We start from the raw sequence: 18,174 nt of genomic DNA on the forward strand, positions 1-18,174 counted from the left end.
TCCCGAACACCGGGAAGCCTTATATTATAAACGAACCGGCGTTTTGGCTGGCTCGTCTTGTAAGACAAGCGCAATATTTTCAGCACATAAACGCATCATCGTTTTTCTCGTTTCAACACTAGCACTTCCAATATGAGGAAGGACTGTGACATTAGGTAATGTCGTTAACGGATGAGACGGGCTGACAGGTTCCTGTCTAAATACATCCAGACCAGCGCCGGCAATTTTTCCTGTTGTGACAGCTTCGTATAAAGCATCCTCATCCACAGTCTGTCCTCTTGATACGTTAATGAAATAAGCAGAGTTCTTCATCAGATCAAATGCTTTTTCATTAAACATGTCTTTCGTTTCCGGGGTTAACGGCGTCAAACAGACGATGAAATCAGACTGCTTAAGCAGTTCCTCAAAAGCCGCATAGGTCACGCCAAGCTGCGCTTCTGCTTCGGGTTTTCTTGAACGATTATGATAAAGGACATTCATATTAAAGCCTTTGGCCCGCTTGGCTAGTGCTGTTCCAATGCTGCCCATTCCGACAATCCCGAGTGTTTTGTGATGAACATCAGCACCGGCAAGAAGAAGCGGCCCCCAGCCTGTCCAGTTTCCATCCTTAATCCAATCACTCGCCTCGACAATGCGTCTAGCTGACGCCATCAGAAGAGCAAAGGCTAAATCCGCCGTCGATTCTGTTAAGACGTCTGGTGTATGACATACGGTGATTCCGTGCTTTTTGGCTGCTTCAAGATCAATATTGTCATAGCCAACAGCAAGGTTTGCAACCACCTTGATATTCGGAGCCTTTGATAAAAGCGGCTCATCTATTTGATCTGACAGCATGGTGAGAAGCGCATCCGCTTTAGCAGCTTGTGTTTCTAACTCTTCTCTTGGACACGGCTCATCCTCTCTTGGCCACATCTCAACATGAGCGACTTCTTTTAATGGTGTAAGTGATGCTTCATCCAGTTTTCTTGTGATATAGACGTAAGGTTTCGTCAAGAAGAACACTCCTTTTATCGATTTCTTTAAGCATAACGAAAAACGTCTCAAGAGAAAAGAGACGTTTCGTCTGTTCACTGAAACTTCAAATCAGCTACAGGCTGAAGCCAGCCAACAGCCGGAATGGGGCTCCCGCCGCTTCGCATGGCACTCATTTCTTGAAAGACCTTCAGAAAGTATTCATAACGATTGGCATCATTTAAGACGTAATCTAACCGCTCTTCATAATATGCTTTTTCATTTTCTCCCGACATGTAGTAGCCTTCCACAATTTCAAAATAATGAAGCGGGAACAGCAGGCGGCTGTATAACAAACGCTTTGAAAAGGAGGAAAGAGGTGTCACCTGTTCATATTGCTGAAGAAAGGAAAAGCCCTCTTCAATTAAATCTTCCTTATGCTGTACAAAGGTCTCTCTTAAGTATTCGGCAATATCACGGGTTGGATGATCAAAGACCCAATCCACAGGTAAACGCAGCGGCTGCTCATGCGGCCATGTCATACGTGAAAAGCGCTGATGACAGACAGTGCCTGAGTCACCTTCTTTCGGTTCATCATCAAGTTCAGTATCGACTAAATATTGAATGGCATTCTCCGTTAATCCAAGATAATACGGAAACGATTCAATGAATTTTTGTTCAAACCGTTCCAGCGGTTTTTGATGCATTTGCTGCATCCAAAAGCCTTCGAGCTGATCTAATCGTTTTGCCCATAATTCCTTCCAGGCACCGACACGTTTTGTTTCGGATACTTCATATGGAAATCCTCTTCCCCTGACATGGAAGGATGCCAGCTCTGACGCTTGCTGAAACGAGCGGCTTGAGAGCGGAGGCGCTGCTTTTAATAAAGCATACTGCTCCTTCCCATGAGTAAAGGTGGGTTTCTCTTCATTTGTTAATTCAAACACAGCGACGTATGGGTCTCCAGCATTCAGTAAATACTGACTGATATGATACAACTCCGAGAGTTCTTCTTCTCGCAAATGAGACACAGGAACAATGAGGAAGAGAGCCTCCGCCGTTTGAAAGCTCTGATAACTGCCATATGGCGTAAATTGACGAACATCAATACCAAATGTGTGATAAATGGTTTCTTTCATGTTTTCACCTGCGTTCCTATGATCAATCTCTTATCATATCGTAGTCGCAGGTTGAGGGATTTATGAATACTATTTACTATCCGAAGCTTTTTACACGTCGTGGACAAATTACGAGGATTGGGTGAGGAATACATGCCGCATCATCATGAGATGAACGAAGTAGAAAAAACAGCAAGACGCCGTTTACAAGAACGAGGCGTAACCATTCAAGATATAGCAGACCTTGTCTACTTTTTACAGGAAAAATATCATCCTGGCTTAGACATGACAGAGTGCATCCACAATGTGGAGCGTGTCATCGCAAAACGTGAAGTCCAAAATGCGATTTTAACGGGCGTCGAATTAGACGTACTCGCCGAGCAAAAGAAGCTGACTGAGCCGCTTCAATCAATACTTGAAACGGACGAGAGCCTGTATGGCGTTGATGAAATTTTATCCTTTGCAATCGTCAATATTTATGGTTCGATCGGCTTTACGAATTACGGATATATCGATAAAGAAAAACCAGGAATTCTCGGGAAACTCAACGATAAATCCACGGGCGAATGCCACACCTTTTTAGATGACATTGTCGGCGCTATTGCTGCCGCCGCATCAAGCAGGCTGGCACATAGTGCAAGAAATGCGGAATAAAGAAAAAGAGGACGCGCGCGTAACGCTTGTCCTCTTTTTTTTATGATAATTGCTCAATCCACTCGGATAATGAATCAATGACATAGGTTGGCTGCTTTTCGTACTTCTGAAGCAGCTCTTTTGTTGTCACACCTGTATGGACGAGTAATGTGTCCATTCCTGCATTCATTCCTGCCATAATATCCGTATCATAGTTATCCCCCACCATGAGCGTCTCAGACACATCTGTCCCAAGTACACGCATCGCTTGTTCCATAATAATGGATTCCGGCTTTCCGATAAATGTCGGCTGAACCGTTGTCGTCACGGTCAGTACAGATGTTAACGAGCCGTTCCCTGGCAAAAGCCCTCTTTCTGTTGGAATGGCAATATCTCCATTTGTTGAGACAAATTGTGCGCCTTGACGGATGGCAATCGCACCTACTGCTAATTTTTCATATGTAATGCCCCGATCAATTCCAACAACAACGAAATCAGCGTCTTCCTGACCAAACGTCAGCCCTTTTTCTTCAATGGCCTGCTTGATTCCTTCTTCACCGATCACGTAAACTGACGCATCTTTCTTTTGCTCAGCAATATAATTGGCCGTCGCCATACTTGTTGTAAAAACTTGTTCTTCTGTTGCTGGGATATCAAATGAAACGAGTTTTTCCGCTACCTGCTTTGGCGTACGTGATGAGTTATTCGTGACAAACAAGTAAGGGATGTCCAACTCATTTAACTTTTGAACAAATTGACCTGCTTCTTCGATCTTTTCTGTTCCTTTATACATTGTCCCGTCTAAATCAATTAAATAGCCTTTGTATTTCATGATGCTCACAACTCCAATGGTTTATTTAAACGCTGATACTGGGCCAAGCTCCTGTTCCAAGTAGGTACGGATGCGGCTTGGAAAGACCTCTAGCGCCTGCTCTACTTCGCTGATCACCTGCAATAAGTCATGATGATTTACTTCCTGATATTGCTGCACAAGTGTTTTGCGGGATGAGACAAGCTTTTTCAGCTGACTCCCTTCTCCTTCTGGTACAACCTTTTCATCAACAAGTATATCCATGATGTCATCATAGCTTCCTGGGTCACGCATAATAAAGCCATCAATCATGTCATTTCCGGTATCAAGAATACATTCGACGAGCAAATGAACAATTCGTTCCAGCGCTTTTTTCTCTAGAGGACTTGTCCATGTTTGATGACTCTGCATCAACTCATATTGCTCCTCGAAAAAACGTAATGTCTCTTCAATCTTTTTTCTGTCTACGAAATACATTATGACGCTCCCCTTTGCGTTATTTTCTAATTCGCTTTAAGACAAAATAGGCACAGCCAAAATTACAGTATTCATAAATGTATTCATCGAGTGTGCTGATTTTAGTATCAAATGTGGCCTTTTGGTTTTGGTCATCAAAGAACCCTTTCAGCCTGAGCTGATTATAGCCCCAGTCCCCCACAATATAATCATACTTATTTAAAATATCTGAGTACCTTGCTTTAAACGCTTCTTCATTAAAGCCGTCTTTGATATCTCTTACAAGATCAAAGGTAGCATTCTGAACGACGATCATCTTCTCACCTCTTTTTAAACGATCCATCTTTAATGATAATTCATTGGAAGAACTCCATCAATTGCTAAAGCATGTTTTTTCCGATTTAGCCGAAGCTAAAGGAAAAAGGAGGTCACATTTATGAAGAAAAAACTGACAGCCGCGATTCTCCTCAGCATGCTTTTAGGCGGGTGCGGCTTTCAATCAGGTATGAACCGGCAAGTGGATGAAGATTCTTCAAGTAAAACCATCCGTCTGTCGGATCGTCATGAAGGAAATAATTCCAATATGCCAGAAGCAGATACAAACAGAGCAGGATATGTTCGTTATCAGCGCCAGCAAGTAACGGATCAGAAAGAAAGAACCCCTGCTTTAAATCGTGAGCATCTTGCCCACGTGATTACAAGTCTAACGGTGCAGCTGCCAAACATCAAAGATGCAGCCACACTTGTGACAGATGAGGATGCACTCATCGTGTATCGAACAGGAAACAAAAACCGTGATGAATCTGCCGATCAAGTAAAGAAAACGGCAGTTTCTGTTCTCCCTCGTTATTATCATGTATACGTCTCTGATAATCCAGAGCACTTTCAATCCATTGCCAATTTTTCACGTCTTCAAACCAATTCACGTGATTTTGACCAAATTTTAACCAAAACGATTCAGCAAATGAAGTATTCCCCTCAAGGCGGGAACATATCGAATCAAGAAGATGCAAATGGGATGACGAATTCAGACCGTACAATGAGAAGAAACGCCCCTTACGGCCAAAATTAATACGAGAAAAAACGCCAGAGAGCTCTGGCGTTTTCTTTGTTACGCTTGCGCCTGACGCTTTTTAGACGCTTCGTTTACTTGTTCATCTGCATGGTAGGAAGAGCGCACAAGCGGCCCAGCTTCACAGTGGCTAAAGCCTTTTGACATCGCAATTTCCTTCAGCTCTGCAAACTCATCCGGATGGTAGTATTTTTGAACTTTCAAATGCTTTTTCGAAGGCTGTAAGTACTGGCCAATCGCCATAATATCCACGTTATTGGCAAGAAGATCATCCATGACTTCAATGATTTCTTCCTTCGTTTCACCAAGTCCAATCATAATGCTTGATTTTGTTGGAATATCGGGCTGCATTTCTTTTGCACGACGCAAGAATTCTAATGAACGATCATATGTAGCACGCGCACGAACTCTTGGCGTTAATCTGCGAACTGTTTCAATGTTGTGATTTAAAATGTCAGGACGAGTGTCCATTAACGTCTTCAAGTTATCATAATTGCCGCCCATGTCTGAAGGGAGAACTTCAATGGTCGTGAATGGGCTTTTTCTTCTAATCGCACGAACGGTTTCAGCGAACACACCTGCGCCGCCATCCTTTTGATCATCCCTTGCAACCGCTGTTATAACAGCGTGCTTTAAGTTCATTAAGGCTACTGAATCTGCCACGCGTTCTGGCTCTTGCAGATCAAGCTCAGTTGGAAGTCCAGTTTTCACCGCACAGAAACGGCATGCGCGCGTACAAACAGATCCAAGGATCATAAATGTAGCGGTTCTTCTCACTGCCCAGCATTCATGAATATTCGGACATTTTGCTTCCTCACAAACGGTATGCAGGTTGTTTTCCCGCATCATTTTCTTTAAACCGGTATAGTTTTCATTCGTATTCAGCTTAATTTTAAGCCAGTCCGGTTTTCTTACGTGCTCTTCCTTCTTTGCCAATTCCATCATCTCCATATGAATTCGTTAAAGGTGCATCTACAAAAATCTTCCTGCTATATACGATGGATGCAGCCAAGAAGCTGCAAAAAATTGAATCTTCGGCCTAAAGCCTTTTCTTTAGACACTTTAACATAGTACAGATTGAACAACAAGGGAATGAGCTGCAAAAATACCCAAAAGCCTCCTAAAAAAACAGAAGAAAATTACTAACATTTTCTTCTTATGAAATAGAGTGTTCTAACCACACTAAACGGTAGAAGATGATGCTCGATGAAAGGAGATGGACGTTTGTGAAAGTGGTTTTAGCCATCATGATTGCTCTTTCAATGCTCCCTTTACCTGTTCATGCAAAAGGGACGGGCAAGCAGCCAGATGAATTGAAGCAAAGAATGGCCCTATATGAAAAAGTCTCCATCACAACTCAAGTTCCATGGTATGTACTTGCTGCAGTTGATCAGTATGAACACAATATTCGAAAAAGCAGAAGAGATTTACCGAAACAAAAAGGCGTCATTGGCATCTACATTCCCCGGGAAATGTGGATTGGACCAGAAAACCCGAATAAACAGGATACCTCTCCTTTAAGCATTAAAGTGTTTGATGGAATTGGTCTTGATGGGAATGGGGATGGCAAAGCAAGCAGCGATGACGATGAGGATGTATTATTCACTTTTGCACAATACTTGCTTCACTACGGCAGCAATATTGATCAATTAAAAATTGGCTTATGGGACTATTATGGACGTGATCAAACCGTTGGAATCATTTCATCTTTTATGAAGCTATATAAGCACTACGGCCATCTTGATCTTGGAAAGCATGCTTTTCCTCTTCCGGTTGGAGCTGACTACAGCTACCGAAGTACATGGGGAGATGCGAGAGGGTTTGGAGGAAGGAGAATTCATGAGGGAACCGATTTATTTGCCCATTATGGACTTCCCGTTCGTGCGACATCGTATGGCGTGATTGAAATGAAAGGCTGGAACCGCTTTGGCGGCTGGCGGATAGGCATTCGAGATATTCATAATCATTATCATTACTTTGCTCACTTAAATGGCTTTGCGAAAGGACTCAAGACAGGTCAAATTGTTGAACCTGGCCAGGTGATTGGATCTGTCGGAAGCTCCGGTTACGGTCCTCCAGGCACCGCAGGAAAGTTTCCGCCGCATCTTCACTATGGCATGTACAAAGACAACGGCAGAACGGAATGGTCATTTGATCCATATCCTCATTTGAGGGCGTGGGAAAGAGCTGAACGGAAACGAAAGTAAAGAACAGCCCAATCATTGTTGGGCTGTTATTCCTTTTTCTTCTTTTTTTCTGGAAGAACAATTGATGGAGCACCTGAGTTTGTTCCGCTGCCATTATAATAATCTGGCACGTCTCCTTGAACGGCTTGTATGGAGACAGGAACAGAGTTTTTCACTACGATTGTTTCAGAAGCAAATGGGATAATGACTCTTACCTTGACCTCGATCAGAACACTAATATCAATCAAGGCATTGTTGATGCCATAAGGCTTAATATTTTTTTCAACGTCCGTATGCGGATCACCAATCACACTAAAACGTACAGGCACTTTGGGTCCGAGGTTGGCAATGAGTGCATTTCCGGATGCTTGCCCAAGCGGAATGTTATATATAATGCCGTCATGTCCATCTGTTTGATCCTTTAATGCTTCTTTTGCCTCTTTTTGAAAGTTCCCCTTTTCAATGTCCTCTAAATTTTTTTGAAGATGACGCGAGAGGTCAGCCATTGCTTTCGATGTTGCTTGCGCATTAAAATCGATGGTCGTCACTTTTCCGTTCTCACTTGTATTCATGACCACCATATCCTTCATATTCTCCTGATCATCTGCAAAGTCTTGAACTGAATATTGTATGAGGTGATTGGCGATGCGCTCTGTTTCTAGTTCAGCAATGTGAATAAGGGTTGGTTTAATGGATCGGTTGATAAAAAATAAACTAATTACGGTTGAGAGCACAAAGAATAAAATCGCAAGCAGCATAACGTAACGAAATGGCAAAGGGCCCTTCTTGTAGGGGCGATAACGGCGGTTCATTCTCAATAAAAAATCCCCCCTTCTCCATTACATGTGTATGCAGACAGGCGGGGGGATAGGAATCAACTCTCTATTTTATTTCACCATTTTTAATAATGCATCTCTTCCAATTGTTCCAGCTGAGATGCCCAGCGCTTCTGCGGCGTATGTCACAGATTCTAAAGGAGCATCGAGCAATTGCTCAATGGTTCTTACACCAACTGCTCTTCCTGCAATAATTCCTCTATCTGCAAGCTTTTCATTCAAGAGCCCGACATCCAGTGCACCGCACATGATATACCCGTGTTCATTTGTTACTGCCATGAAATTTGTCTTCGGCAGCTTGACGGTGACCGCTGTAAAGGAATGGCCATCAATTGTAATAGGTGTTAAATTCACCAAATCCCTTCACTCCTCTCATCACAATCTATGTGAAAAGAGGGCGCGTGTTGTTAGGCTGAAGCGGATTTCATGTTGCTTCCTTCAAGCGCCATGTCAAAACATCACGTAAAAATTCAGGCATAAAATATTCAATGTGTTCGTGATCACGGATATGAGGAAAAAGAGAGCCTAATGTATACATATCGACTGTGCCAACAGTATAGGAGGCGTCTTTTTTGATCAATTGACCATGTACAAAGACATCCTTCACCCGTTTTGCCTCGCCTTCTTCTAATGTATAGCTGAGGCCGCTATATAGCATTTTCCCCATCAGCTCACCTCTAAAGCCGAAGCCTTTAATGCGCAGCTGTTCCATTTTTTCTTCACAGCCTCGCTGAACTGTTTCGATGAGCTGTTGACCGGTAAGCGTCACCCGAATAGGATTAATGGGATGCGGACATATCCGGTGGATTTCTTCTCTTGTGACGATCCCTGCCTCTAATGAATCAAGCACCATACCTGCATTCATCATGCCAATATCTGCTCCGCACCAATCTTTAATGGCATCTGTTAAGAGCTGCGGAAGCGGAGAATCGTCGAACCACTTCGTTTCTAGCTTCGACTCAATCGTTGTCACTTTTTCCTGCATGAGTGCTTTCGCTCTTCTTTCTGCCTGCTGCAAGGTGGTGATGGCTTCATCTGATTCACTAATGAGCTGATCCACTGACTGTACTGTCGCTTTTTTCTCTATCAGCTCTTTGCGCGCTGTATCGATCGTCAGCTCAACGCAGCCAATATAATGCCCGTACTTTTCAGCGCATGCAAGCAGCACACCATTGTCCATTTCACCTTCTTCTAACAGATGATGCGTGTGTGAACCTAGGATGATGTCAATTTCAGGGAAATCACGGGCGACCTCTCGATCATGGATGATTCCGAGATGGGATAAAAGCACAATGACATCTGCCTGTCCCTTCACTTCCTGCAGCATGTCCCGTATGCTGTCAAACGGATCAGTAATGTTCCAGCCCAGCTTTTCATATACGGGTGTATACGCAATGGTCACACCTAAGAGACAGAGCTTCAGTCCGTTTTCCATTGTGATCATATGATAGGGCTTTGCCCACGAAGGCCTTTTGCCTTTCTCAAATAAATTAGACAGCACCACTGGAAATTGTGCATTCTCATACAAGTGATCCAGCTGATCATGGGGCAGCGTAATGCCTTCATTATTCCCGATTGTGACTCCATCATAGCCAAGCTGATTGAGGAGCTTGACGTTTACCTTTCCATAATCCGCTTCGGATACGAGATTCACTCGATCCATATGGTCGCCAATATCAAACAAGAGCATCTGATCGTGAACTTGACGCTTTTCTTCAATATAAGCTGCAATTTTTGGCCAGTTCTCAAAGTGGCTGTGCAAGTCGTTTGTATGATATAACCATAGCTTCTGCAGCATGTTGATCTCTCCCTCAAGTTGTCACTGACCGTCTCATTCAGGTTGAAAGCTTCAGTCAGCTCTCGGTTAACTAAATAAATCTAACTGCTTCGGAGACAGGTTTGAATAGGTGATATCCAGCAAATCAATCATCTGCTGGCCATTTGCTGCTGCATCTCCGCCGGAGTTATTATTAAACACGACATAGACATCTTTCGATTGCTGATGCAGGATGTCGAGATTCTTTTTCCACTCTTTTAATTCAGCTTCATTATATAAATATAAGTATCTCACTTCACGCCAATTCTCATGGTCTGCCGGGTGAAGCCAGCCCTGTTTATTCCTTCCATGAAATCGTACCAATGTTTTATCACGGTTTGTAGCTTGTATGACCGGCGGAATGGAGCCTTCTCCGACTTGCGGTTCATCACAGACGGAATGAATCCATCCTTCCTTTTCCATAAAGGACAAAGTCTGCTCATAAAATTCATCTGAAAACCATGTACGGTTTCGGAATTCGAGGGCACATGGAATGTCCCCCATCTTCTCCTTACACCATCTTAAATAGTGGACGTGCTCTTTTTTGCAATCAAACCAAGGTGGAAATTGAAAGAGCACCATGGCTAGTTTCCCTTCACGAATAAGCGGAGTCAGCGAAAGAATAAATGCATCAAACATTTCTTCCTTTGAAGCAAACGGAATCTCGCCCCTTTGATGTCCAGTCATTCCTTGGTATGCTTTCACAACAAATTGAAAGTCATCTGGCGTATCCTTTATCCACTTTTCATGATTACGCTCAGGCTGAACCGCATAAAAGCTGGCATCCAGTTCCACAATCGGAAACGTTGACGCGTAGTGAAACAGCTTTTGCGCGCTGCCGATTCTCGGCGGATAAAGACTGTCATGATCTCCCCAGCCAGTTAATCCGATATAAATCATGTTTCTCACCTCTTGCCACTCTCATGTATAGACGGCTTCCTCATTCGAAGCCTTTGTTTCTTGTGATACCATATTTTCTGAAAGAAATTCTTCTGTCTACAACATATCATATTTGCTCGTAATTCTGAATGAAGATGACTGGCGGCACGTGATTTTGTCCTGGCGCTCTGTTTGTTTGTTATATTAATTGACAACTTTCTATCTAAAATGATTTTAGCTGATAACATAAAATGCATATCAGAGATGCTGACAGTGATTGTCCATTTTTTTATTCATCTTCACCAATAAAGGAGACCCAGTGGATATGAACATAGACGATAACCAGTTTGAAATTTTACAAAAAATGGCCAAAAAGATTCACAAGCCCATCTATTTGTTTAACCAGCATGGACGTATTCTCTTTACCTCGCACCCCATGATCACAAGCTCAGAATGGATACACATTCTCCCCTTTTTTCAAAGCAGGACAACTCATTCTTTTTCAATGATACATGCAAAACAAACCTTTTCCATCTTTCCAATTGATCTAAACGAACAAACATGTGATTATCTGGTCATCCTTGCTTTCATTCACCCGCAGAATAAAACTTTGCATGGGATCATTGCAAAAGCAGTAAACGAAATGTCGATTGCACGCATGAGACAATATGCCGCCCTGCAAACGGCCAAGCGTGCTAGAAATGAGGGCTTTCGCAAATGGATAGAGAGGGCATCGTCTTCCCAGCAAGATTCCTTACATTTCGCTCAGGCGTTTGGATTAAACGCCGAATGCCTCTATCTATGTATGATCTGTCAGCTTGACGAGCGCAGTGATACCACATGTTTTATGAAGCAGCAAATGGTTTTGGATCAAGTGGCTGATCTGCTCGAAAGTGCACTTCCAAGCTGCCCATTTCCTGCCTTTCTGTTTGTCAAAGGTGATATGGGTGTTGTATTGATGGAGGAGACTGGCAGTTGGCCAGAGGTTAGCGGCAGGCTCAGCTCTTTTTTAAAACAGTTGCAGATGCTTGTTAAACTGCAAGTGAATCATACTATTTCTTTTGGGGTGAGCTTGACGGGCTGCCTCATCTCCCATCTGTCTGAAGGCTACAATGAAGCATTAGAGGCTCTTCAAACAGGATATCTCTCATCGCGTACTGAATATATTCAATTTTATCAAGCGAAGGATGTGCCAGATTTACTAAGGCTCATTCCAAGAAAGGATATGATCACGTTTCACCAGCTGCACCTTCACCCGTTATCTGAACCATCACAAGTCGATCAAAGCCTTCTTCACACCTTATCTGTCTATTTAGAAACCCATTGCCACATTTCAGAAACAGCCAAACGATTGTCCATTCATCGCAACACGGTCATTTATCGCCTCGAGAAGTGTGAAGAATTGCTTCGAATCAGCTTAAAAGATTCTGACGCAACATTGCGGCTGCGCTTAGCATTCCGTATTCAAATGTTTCTCTCATCCCATCCTGATTGAATTTTTTCTTCTGAAACTTCATATAGTTTGGAGGAGAAAAATGAGACTCAAGGAGGGATGATAAATGGATGATGAGCTCCGTCACATCCCGCAGCCCATTCGAAAGGATGGCGCGGGTGCCACCGACTTAGGCCCGCGCGATGTCCTTCGAGATATTGAGAACCCAGATATGCTCGTTCCCCCTAAAACCGATGCCGGAACAATCCCCAATTTAAAATTTTCATTTTCTGATACACACATGCATTTGAATCACGGCGGCTGGTCGAGGGAAATTACAAAGCGGGAGCTGCCGGTTTCAACAACGATTGCAGGTGTCAACATGCGGCTCACACGCGGAGGTGTTCGTGAGCTTCATTGGCATAAGCAGGCGGAATGGGCGTATATGATTTTAGGCAAAGCCCGCATCACATCTGTAGATGCAGAAGGGCGAAATATGATCGCTGATATAGAAGAAGGTGATTTGTGGTATTTTCCACCTGGTATCCCGCACTCTATTCAAGGACTTGAGGATGGTTGTGAGTTCCTTCTTGTATTTGATGATGGCGATTTTTCTGAATTTGATACATTCACGATCACAGACTGGTTTGCCCATACACCGAAAGAGATTCTCTCCGCCAATTTTGGTGTTCCTAAGAAATTGTTTGACCATATTCCGAAAAAGCAGCGCTATATGTTTCTAGGCTCGCCGCCGTCATCCTTAGAAAGCCAAATGGTATCTGACCCATACGGCAGCATTAAGCCGCCATTTACGCACCAGCTTCTTCGTCAAAAACCGATAACGACCTCTGGCGGAACCGTCCGAATTGTCGATTCACGGAATTTCCCGATTTCAAAAACTATTGCGGCTGCACTTGTTGAAGTAAAACCTGGCGGCATGAGAGAAATGCACTGGCACCCTAATAATGATGAGTGGCAATACTATTTAACAGGTACAGCTAAAATGACGGTCTTTGGAGCAGGGGGTACTGCCCGCACCTTTAATTACAGAGCAGGTGATGTTGGATATGTTCCTTTTGGCATGGGGCATTACATCCAAAATATCGGCCAAACGAGCCTTTGGTTTTTAGAGATTTTTAAAAGTGACCGGTTTGCAGATATTTCGTTGAATCAGTGGATGGCCTTAACCCCGCCTCAATTAGTGAAAGAGCATTTACACGTAGATGAAGCGATGATTCGTGCGCTTCATAAAGAAAAGTCACCTGTCGTGAAATATGAGAGATGATGCGATTTTGTTTATAAAAAAACCGATCATTTTTAGATGATCGGTTTTTAATCATGGTTAACCCTTATCGATACCACGCTTTTGCTAAATTGTTTTTAAAGTTACTATCTTTGAAAGGTACGTTTGCACTACCAAAGTCTGTTGTATTCAGTGCATGTCTTGCAGCCGGCGTTAGATCATCCCAGCCAATTAAAGGCTGCATTCCTTTTCCGCTCACATTGCCGCTTACATTCAACTCATGATTTAATGGCCAGTTGCTATCATAACCTACTAAAGGATTTGTCCCTAAAATACTTGCTGCACTCGGTGCTACTTTCTTATATTGTCCATGACCTGAGTAAGCAATCGATTGAACACGCGGATTGACTACAGCTGGATTGTCAATCCAAACGACAATGGATTCCCAATCATGACGATGACCTAAGCCTGGTGAAGGATTATCTTTTGGGAAATACCAAGCATACATAATCGCCCAGCTGCCATTGTACCAATCTGAACGTGAATATACTTGACCGATATTACTGCTGCATCCACCATTATGTGAACCGCTCGTTTTTAACCCTCTGCTTGTGTTTCCAGCAGCATCTACAGCTGGGAATGGTACACATCCATGCCATACTTTCAAATAAGGCTGAAATTTTTTCGCCGCTTTTTGTGTAACAGTTGTTGGGTTGACTTCTCTAAAACCAACTACCTTGTCATGATCAATTTCTGCCGCATGAACTGCTGAAGGCACTGCTGTACTAAACATGGTGACGATAAAAAATAGAATGGCAAAAATAAACTTCTTCATTTTCTATCCCCTTTTCTCTTGATTATCTCAGTTACCTCATGCTGTCGAGATTGATGTTACCATTGCGGAAAAAACCAATCAATCACTTTTTACATAAAATGTATAATTTAGTATTTTATTAATGGATTCCCTCTCAGAAAAAGATTTAAATATTGATAAACTCTACTATTCATTTAGATAAAATATAAAACATAGACTATTTCTAATTGAAATTTTTCTAAATACATTTCATTCAATAAAAAAAGACTGTAGATCAACTACAATCTTCCTTGCGCTGCATGAGCATGCTGCACTTTTTTCCCCCACACGATGGATGCAGCGAAGCTTACGCAAAGCACTAGTGTTCCAAACATAAAAGGAAACTCAATATTCACATCAAATAATATACCCGCAAGACTCGGTCCGACGATATTGGCAAGGCTCATAAAGGATGTATTGAGACCGCCTGCTACCCCTTGCTGATTGCCTGCCATCTTGGACAGCAATGTATTGAGGGCTGGTCGGACAAATGACGTAGCCGATAAAAATAAAATCGAACCCGTAAAAATTAACCAAAAGGACGGCGCATAACGGCAGGCGATCAGCATGAAAGCCGCACCTAACAGCGCATAACGGACGACCCTCATCTCTCCAAATCGTTTCACGCAGGCATTCACTAACGCCCCTTGAACAAGCACCCCGGCAAGACCCGCAACCGTAATCACAAACGCAATATCCTTCGGTGAAAATCCGTGTTTTTGGTCTACATATAAGCCGAAAATCGATTCAAAATGAATGATTCCGAAATTGAGGACAAAGGCCAATATAAACAAAAAGCCGTACGATGTCTTTAGAGCCTTGATCATTTGTACAAAAGGATTGAAATGAATATCCTTGTTGAGCCGTGCCTCTTCCTGTTTTTCCTTTGTTAATGTTTCAGGTAAGAAGAGGATGGATAACAAAGTAGAAAGAGCAGCAAAGGAACCGGCCATAAGAAATGGAAATGCGATCCCGTACTCAACCAAATAGCCGCCTACGCCCGGCCCGATGACAAAACCTAGTGTCATCGCTGCACTGAATAGACCCATTCCTTTCCCTCGGTCCTTTTCACTTGTAATATCAGCGATGTATGCAAACATGGCCGGCATAAGCAAAGCCCCGGCAGCACCGCCTAAAAACCGTGACACAAATAGCATCCAAAGCTGATCAGCAAAAGCAAAAATAAACTGAGCAATCGTAAAGCCGGCAATCCCGGCAATGATCAATTTTCTTCGTCCAAATCGATCGGTCAGTGCCCCGGCAACCGGCGATAACGCAAATTGTGTAAAACCTGTTGCAGCGACAAGAAAACCGAGTGTTTTTCCTGTTGCACCAAAGGCTTCAATATAACTCGGCATAACAGGTACAATGAGGCCAAAACCAAGCATGGCAATAAAAATATTGAGCATCAAAATGTATAATCTGCCCATCTTCTTCATATAAAAACCTCTTTCTGCATATAAATGAAAATGATGACAAAAAATGATGAGAACCTCTCCAGTATAGCGATAACCTCGTCTATAAGTCTAGTTTTTCAAAAATTAGCGTTCTTTTCCAAATAAAAAATACCCGCCAATGGCGAGTATGTTGGAGCTCGTTATTCAGCTTATTCATAGATAGAAAGAGCCGCCTGAAGTCCTGCTCCGCAATGGATAGACGCACCGTGTTTGATGAGAATCGCTTCCAGCCCTGCTAACACAAACAGCACATTTTCCTTTCGGCAGCTGTAGCCCATTGTCCCAATTCTCCAAATACGGCCGGCAAGCGGTCCAAAGGAGCTTGCAATCTCAATCCCAAAATGATGAAGCAGGTCGGCACGGACCGCTTCTCCGTCAATACCACTTGGAATGACAATACAGGTCACAACCGGCATTTTACAATCTGGATCACCAAACAATTCAAGCCCCATTGCTTCAAGACCTTTCATCAAGGCTTTCTCATGATATGAGTGCCTTTGAAAACGTTCAGACAACCCTTCTTCCAGCACAAGACGAACCCCTTCTCGCAGTGCATAAAGCATCGTTGTCGCTTCTGTATGATGATTTAATCGTCTTGGGCTCCAATAATCCTGAAGCTGGCTTAAATCAAAATAATTGCTTTTGATTGGAGAAATGTCAATTTGTTTTTGTAATTCATCCTGTGTCGCAATGCCTTTTTCTACTTTCTTTCTCGATTCAATGACAGCTGCGACTCGGTCATTATACGTAATAGGTGACATACCTGATGGAACAGATAAACATTTCTGCGTGCCGCCAATCGCCGCATCTATTTTCCATTCGTCCACTTTTACCTCGACACCGCCAATGGTTGCCACAGCGTCTACAATAAACAGCGCATCAAGAGCCCGGCATGCTTGCCCGATTTGCTTGAGCGGCTGTAATCGTCCGGTGGATGTTTCACCATGAACCATGGCAACGATTTTAGGCTTGACCTGCTTTATTTCTTTGATGATGTCGTCAGGATCAAAAACCGTCCCCCATTCACACTCCATTGTATGTACCTCAGCACCGTAGCGCTGTCCTATTTCAATGAGCAGGTGACCGAAGCGGCCAAAGACAGGCACAAGCATTGAATCTCCCGGCTCAATCACACTGGCGAGCACAGCTTCAAGCCCTGAACGGGACGTACCGTCAATTGGATAAGCCCATCTGTTTTCTGTTTGAAAAAGTGACCGCAATAAGGTCATTGTTTCATTCATAATGTGTGTAAATGCTGGATCAAATTGACCGAGAATTGGCGTGCTCATCACACGGAGCACTCTCGGATCTACTTCAACGGGTCCCGGTGTCATAATCGTTCTTGAAGGTGTTTGCAGTTCTTTCACGTGATCCATCCTCTCCCTTGCTGTCCATCCTTATAAGCCCACTTATACAGGAATGCGCCTAAAATAGCAATCTCTTTTCCTATGAACTTATTACATAAAATTTACGAGAAATCCATTTATTTCTCCATGGCAATATGATAGAAATAAAGAGAATACATTCCCTATCAAGGAGGAAATCGAATGAAAAGAACTTTATTTGGAACTGTGGCCGCCGGAATCATGATATTCGGCACATTCGCCGCCCCGCTGCCTCCAGCTGCAAATGCTCAAGGTTTCAATCTGAGTGAACCTAGTCAAACGATCACCTTTTCCCCGTTACAGCTTCAAAACGAAACATCTGCACAACAAACGCAAACTGCCGCCACAAGTCAAATCGATTCCTATTACCAATCTGCTGCTGGCAAATCAGGACCCGCTCTTAAAAAGGCTTTACACGATATCATTGATGATCATACGCAGCTATCCTACAGCCAGGTGTGGGATGCATTAAAGAAAACAGATGAAGACCCCAATAACCCAAACAATGTGCTGCTGCTTTATAGTGGTGCCTCCCGTTCAAAGCAAGCGAATGGCGGGAATGTGGGCCAGTGGAACAGAGAGCATGTCTGGGCCAAGTCTCATGGCAATTTTGGGACAAGCCAGGGGCCTGGGACAGATCTCCACCACCTTCGTGCGACAGATGTGCAAACGAACAGCACACGCGGAAATTTAGATTTTGATACAGGCGGTAATGAATACAAAGGGGCGCCGGGCAATTTCTACGACAGCGACTCATTCGAACCTCACAGCCGGGTCAAAGGAGATGTTGCGAGAATGCTCTTTTATATGGCGGTTCGCTACGAGGGTGATGACCGCTTTCCAGATTTAGAATTAAACGACAAAGTAAATAATGGAAGCTCCCCTCTTCACGGAAAAATGTCTGTACTTCTCAAATGGCACAAGCAAGACCCAGTCGATCAAATCGAACGGAACCGCAATGAGATCATATATCAAACGTATCAGCACAACCGCAACCCTTTTATTGATCACCCTGAATGGGCAAGTGAGATTTGGGAATAAAAAAA

19 protein-coding genes are annotated in these 18,174 nt (G+C 43.3%); 6 read left to right on the top strand and 13 right to left on the bottom strand.

The features are described from left to right. Window positions 1-24: 24 nt before the first annotated feature. On the bottom strand, window positions 25-993 hold the full coding sequence (locus tag MHH65_RS15175) for a D-glycerate dehydrogenase (RefSeq protein WP_024425973.1): 969 nt from the start codon (window positions 991-993) through the stop codon (window positions 25-27). A 74-nt stretch (window positions 994-1,067) separates the two neighbouring features. Further along, window positions 1,068-2,090, bottom strand: coding sequence for a spore coat putative kinase YutH (gene yutH, locus MHH65_RS15180; RefSeq protein ID WP_024425974.1), 1,023 nt, complete (start codon window positions 2,088-2,090; stop codon window positions 1,068-1,070). A gap of 132 nt (window positions 2,091-2,222) precedes the next feature. Between yutH and MHH65_RS15185 the strand changes: the two genes are divergently transcribed. Beyond that, window positions 2,223-2,723 carry a phosphatidylglycerophosphatase A gene (locus tag MHH65_RS15185; protein ID WP_025094161.1) on the top strand — a complete coding sequence of 167 codons (501 nt, stop codon included), beginning with the start codon at window positions 2,223-2,225 and terminating at the stop codon, window positions 2,721-2,723. 40 nt (window positions 2,724-2,763) lie between these two features. On the opposite strand, the gene MHH65_RS15190 is transcribed toward MHH65_RS15185, so the two are convergent. Genes MHH65_RS15190 through MHH65_RS15200 form a run of 3 tightly spaced genes read right to left on the bottom strand, consistent with a single transcriptional unit; the run spans window position 2,764 to window position 4,285 of the window. Further along, entirely contained in the window at window positions 2,764-3,537 is a 774-nt protein-coding gene (locus MHH65_RS15190) for a TIGR01457 family HAD-type hydrolase (protein WP_098677645.1), read from the bottom strand. 18 nt (window positions 3,538-3,555) lie between these two features. Next, the gene (locus MHH65_RS15195; protein ID WP_024425977.1) at window positions 3,556-3,990 is read right to left on the bottom strand and encodes a DUF86 domain-containing protein; all 435 of its coding nucleotides are present in this window, start codon (window positions 3,988-3,990) and stop codon (window positions 3,556-3,558) included. 19 nt (window positions 3,991-4,009) lie between these two features. After that, complete coding sequence (locus tag MHH65_RS15200) at window positions 4,010-4,285, bottom strand: YutD family protein (protein ID WP_024423368.1); 276 nt, start codon at window positions 4,283-4,285, stop codon at window positions 4,010-4,012. Window positions 4,286-4,405: 120 nt separating this feature from the next. Here MHH65_RS15200 and MHH65_RS15205 point away from each other — a divergent pair, with 120 nt between their 5' ends. Then, on the top strand, window positions 4,406-5,041 hold the full coding sequence (locus MHH65_RS15205) for a YhcN/YlaJ family sporulation lipoprotein (RefSeq protein WP_098677595.1): 636 nt from the start codon (window positions 4,406-4,408) through the stop codon (window positions 5,039-5,041). A 39-nt stretch (window positions 5,042-5,080) separates the two neighbouring features. On the opposite strand, the gene lipA is transcribed toward MHH65_RS15205, so the two are convergent. Beyond that, complete coding sequence (gene lipA / locus MHH65_RS15210) at window positions 5,081-5,977, bottom strand: lipoyl synthase (protein WP_008360456.1); 897 nt, start codon at window positions 5,975-5,977, stop codon at window positions 5,081-5,083. Between the two features lie 326 nt (window positions 5,978-6,303). Here lipA and MHH65_RS15215 point away from each other — a divergent pair, with 326 nt between their 5' ends. Next, window positions 6,304-7,248 carry a M23 family metallopeptidase gene (locus MHH65_RS15215; protein WP_224426661.1) on the top strand — a complete coding sequence of 315 codons (945 nt, stop codon included), beginning with the start codon at window positions 6,304-6,306 and terminating at the stop codon, window positions 7,246-7,248. Between the two features lie 26 nt (window positions 7,249-7,274). Here MHH65_RS15215 and yunB read toward each other — a convergent pair whose 3' ends face one another. The 4 genes from yunB to MHH65_RS15235 all read right to left on the bottom strand — a co-directional run bounded on the left by yunB (window position 7,275) and on the right by MHH65_RS15235 (window position 10,779). Continuing rightward, window positions 7,275-8,045, bottom strand: coding sequence for a sporulation protein YunB (gene yunB, locus MHH65_RS15220; RefSeq protein WP_024423371.1), 771 nt, complete (start codon window positions 8,043-8,045; stop codon window positions 7,275-7,277). Window positions 8,046-8,114: 69 nt separating this feature from the next. Next, window positions 8,115-8,420 (bottom strand): DUF1805 domain-containing protein, encoded by a 306-nt coding sequence (locus MHH65_RS15225; RefSeq protein WP_024425980.1) that lies wholly within the window; start codon window positions 8,418-8,420, stop codon window positions 8,115-8,117. Between the two features lie 67 nt (window positions 8,421-8,487). Then, entirely contained in the window at window positions 8,488-9,861 is a 1,374-nt protein-coding gene (locus tag MHH65_RS15230; protein ID WP_024423373.1) for a bifunctional UDP-sugar hydrolase/5'-nucleotidase, read from the bottom strand. A 66-nt stretch (window positions 9,862-9,927) separates the two neighbouring features. Then, window positions 9,928-10,779 (bottom strand): DUF72 domain-containing protein, encoded by an 852-nt coding sequence (locus tag MHH65_RS15235; RefSeq protein WP_073207291.1) that lies wholly within the window; start codon window positions 10,777-10,779, stop codon window positions 9,928-9,930. Between the two features lie 304 nt (window positions 10,780-11,083). On the opposite strand from MHH65_RS15235, the gene MHH65_RS15240 reads away from it, so the two are divergent. Together MHH65_RS15240 and MHH65_RS15245 are read left to right on the top strand one after the other, a co-directional pair. After that, a complete protein-coding gene (locus tag MHH65_RS15240; protein ID WP_268412711.1) occupies window positions 11,084-12,253 on the top strand; it encodes a helix-turn-helix domain-containing protein in 1,170 nt (389 codons plus the stop codon). A 64-nt stretch (window positions 12,254-12,317) separates the two neighbouring features. Continuing rightward, the gene (locus tag MHH65_RS15245) at window positions 12,318-13,475 is read left to right on the top strand and encodes an oxalate decarboxylase family bicupin (protein WP_268412709.1); all 1,158 of its coding nucleotides are present in this window, start codon (window positions 12,318-12,320) and stop codon (window positions 13,473-13,475) included. 64 nt (window positions 13,476-13,539) lie between these two features. Here the strand turns inward: MHH65_RS15245 and MHH65_RS15250 are convergent, their stop codons facing one another. The 3 genes from MHH65_RS15250 to MHH65_RS15260 all read right to left on the bottom strand — a co-directional run bounded on the left by MHH65_RS15250 (window position 13,540) and on the right by MHH65_RS15260 (window position 17,119). Continuing rightward, window positions 13,540-14,268, bottom strand: coding sequence for an NPP1 family protein (locus MHH65_RS15250; RefSeq protein WP_098677592.1), 729 nt, complete (start codon window positions 14,266-14,268; stop codon window positions 13,540-13,542). A gap of 257 nt (window positions 14,269-14,525) precedes the next feature. Further along, window positions 14,526-15,725 carry an MFS transporter gene (locus MHH65_RS15255; protein WP_098677591.1) on the bottom strand — a complete coding sequence of 400 codons (1,200 nt, stop codon included), beginning with the start codon at window positions 15,723-15,725 and terminating at the stop codon, window positions 14,526-14,528. A 167-nt stretch (window positions 15,726-15,892) separates the two neighbouring features. Beyond that, window positions 15,893-17,119 carry an alanine--glyoxylate aminotransferase family protein gene (locus MHH65_RS15260; protein WP_098677590.1) on the bottom strand — a complete coding sequence of 409 codons (1,227 nt, stop codon included), beginning with the start codon at window positions 17,117-17,119 and terminating at the stop codon, window positions 15,893-15,895. A 171-nt stretch (window positions 17,120-17,290) separates the two neighbouring features. Between MHH65_RS15260 and MHH65_RS15265 the strand changes: the two genes are divergently transcribed. Beyond that, complete coding sequence (locus MHH65_RS15265) at window positions 17,291-18,169, top strand: endonuclease (protein ID WP_098677589.1); 879 nt, start codon at window positions 17,291-17,293, stop codon at window positions 18,167-18,169. Window positions 18,170-18,174: the final 5 nt, after the last annotated feature.

The sequence above is a fragment of the Bacillus sp. FSL L8-0654 genome, assembly GCF_038629965.1.
GTDB lineage: Bacteria > Bacillota > Bacilli > Bacillales > Bacillaceae > Bacillus > Bacillus safensis.

Coding starts and splice junctions, on each gene's coding strand:
- yutH (WP_024425974.1), bottom strand. CDS start 2,090: ATGAAAGAAACCATTTATCACACATTTGGTATTGATGTTCGTCAATTT.
- MHH65_RS15215 (WP_224426661.1), top strand. CDS start 6,304: ATGCTCCCTTTACCTGTTCATGCAAAAGGGACGGGCAAGCAGCCAGAT.
- MHH65_RS15260 (WP_098677590.1), bottom strand. CDS start 17,119: ATGGATCACGTGAAAGAACTGCAAACACCTTCAAGAACGATTATGACA.
- MHH65_RS15230 (WP_024423373.1), bottom strand. CDS start 9,861: ATGCTGCAGAAGCTATGGTTATATCATACAAACGACTTGCACAGCCAC.
- MHH65_RS15250 (WP_098677592.1), bottom strand. CDS start 14,268: ATGAAGAAGTTTATTTTTGCCATTCTATTTTTTATCGTCACCATGTTT.
- MHH65_RS15235 (WP_073207291.1), bottom strand. CDS start 10,779: ATGATTTATATCGGATTAACTGGCTGGGGAGATCATGACAGTCTTTAT.
- MHH65_RS15245 (WP_268412709.1), top strand. CDS start 12,318: ATGGATGATGAGCTCCGTCACATCCCGCAGCCCATTCGAAAGGATGGC.
- MHH65_RS15200 (WP_024423368.1), bottom strand. CDS start 4,285: ATGATCGTCGTTCAGAATGCTACCTTTGATCTTGTAAGAGATATCAAA.
- MHH65_RS15185 (WP_025094161.1), top strand. CDS start 2,223: ATGCCGCATCATCATGAGATGAACGAAGTAGAAAAAACAGCAAGACGC.
- MHH65_RS15255 (WP_098677591.1), bottom strand. CDS start 15,725: ATGAAGAAGATGGGCAGATTATACATTTTGATGCTCAATATTTTTATT.
- MHH65_RS15240 (WP_268412711.1), top strand. CDS start 11,084: ATGAACATAGACGATAACCAGTTTGAAATTTTACAAAAAATGGCCAAA.
- MHH65_RS15195 (WP_024425977.1), bottom strand. CDS start 3,990: ATGTATTTCGTAGACAGAAAAAAGATTGAAGAGACATTACGTTTTTTC.
- MHH65_RS15205 (WP_098677595.1), top strand. CDS start 4,406: ATGAAGAAAAAACTGACAGCCGCGATTCTCCTCAGCATGCTTTTAGGC.
- MHH65_RS15265 (WP_098677589.1), top strand. CDS start 17,291: ATGAAAAGAACTTTATTTGGAACTGTGGCCGCCGGAATCATGATATTC.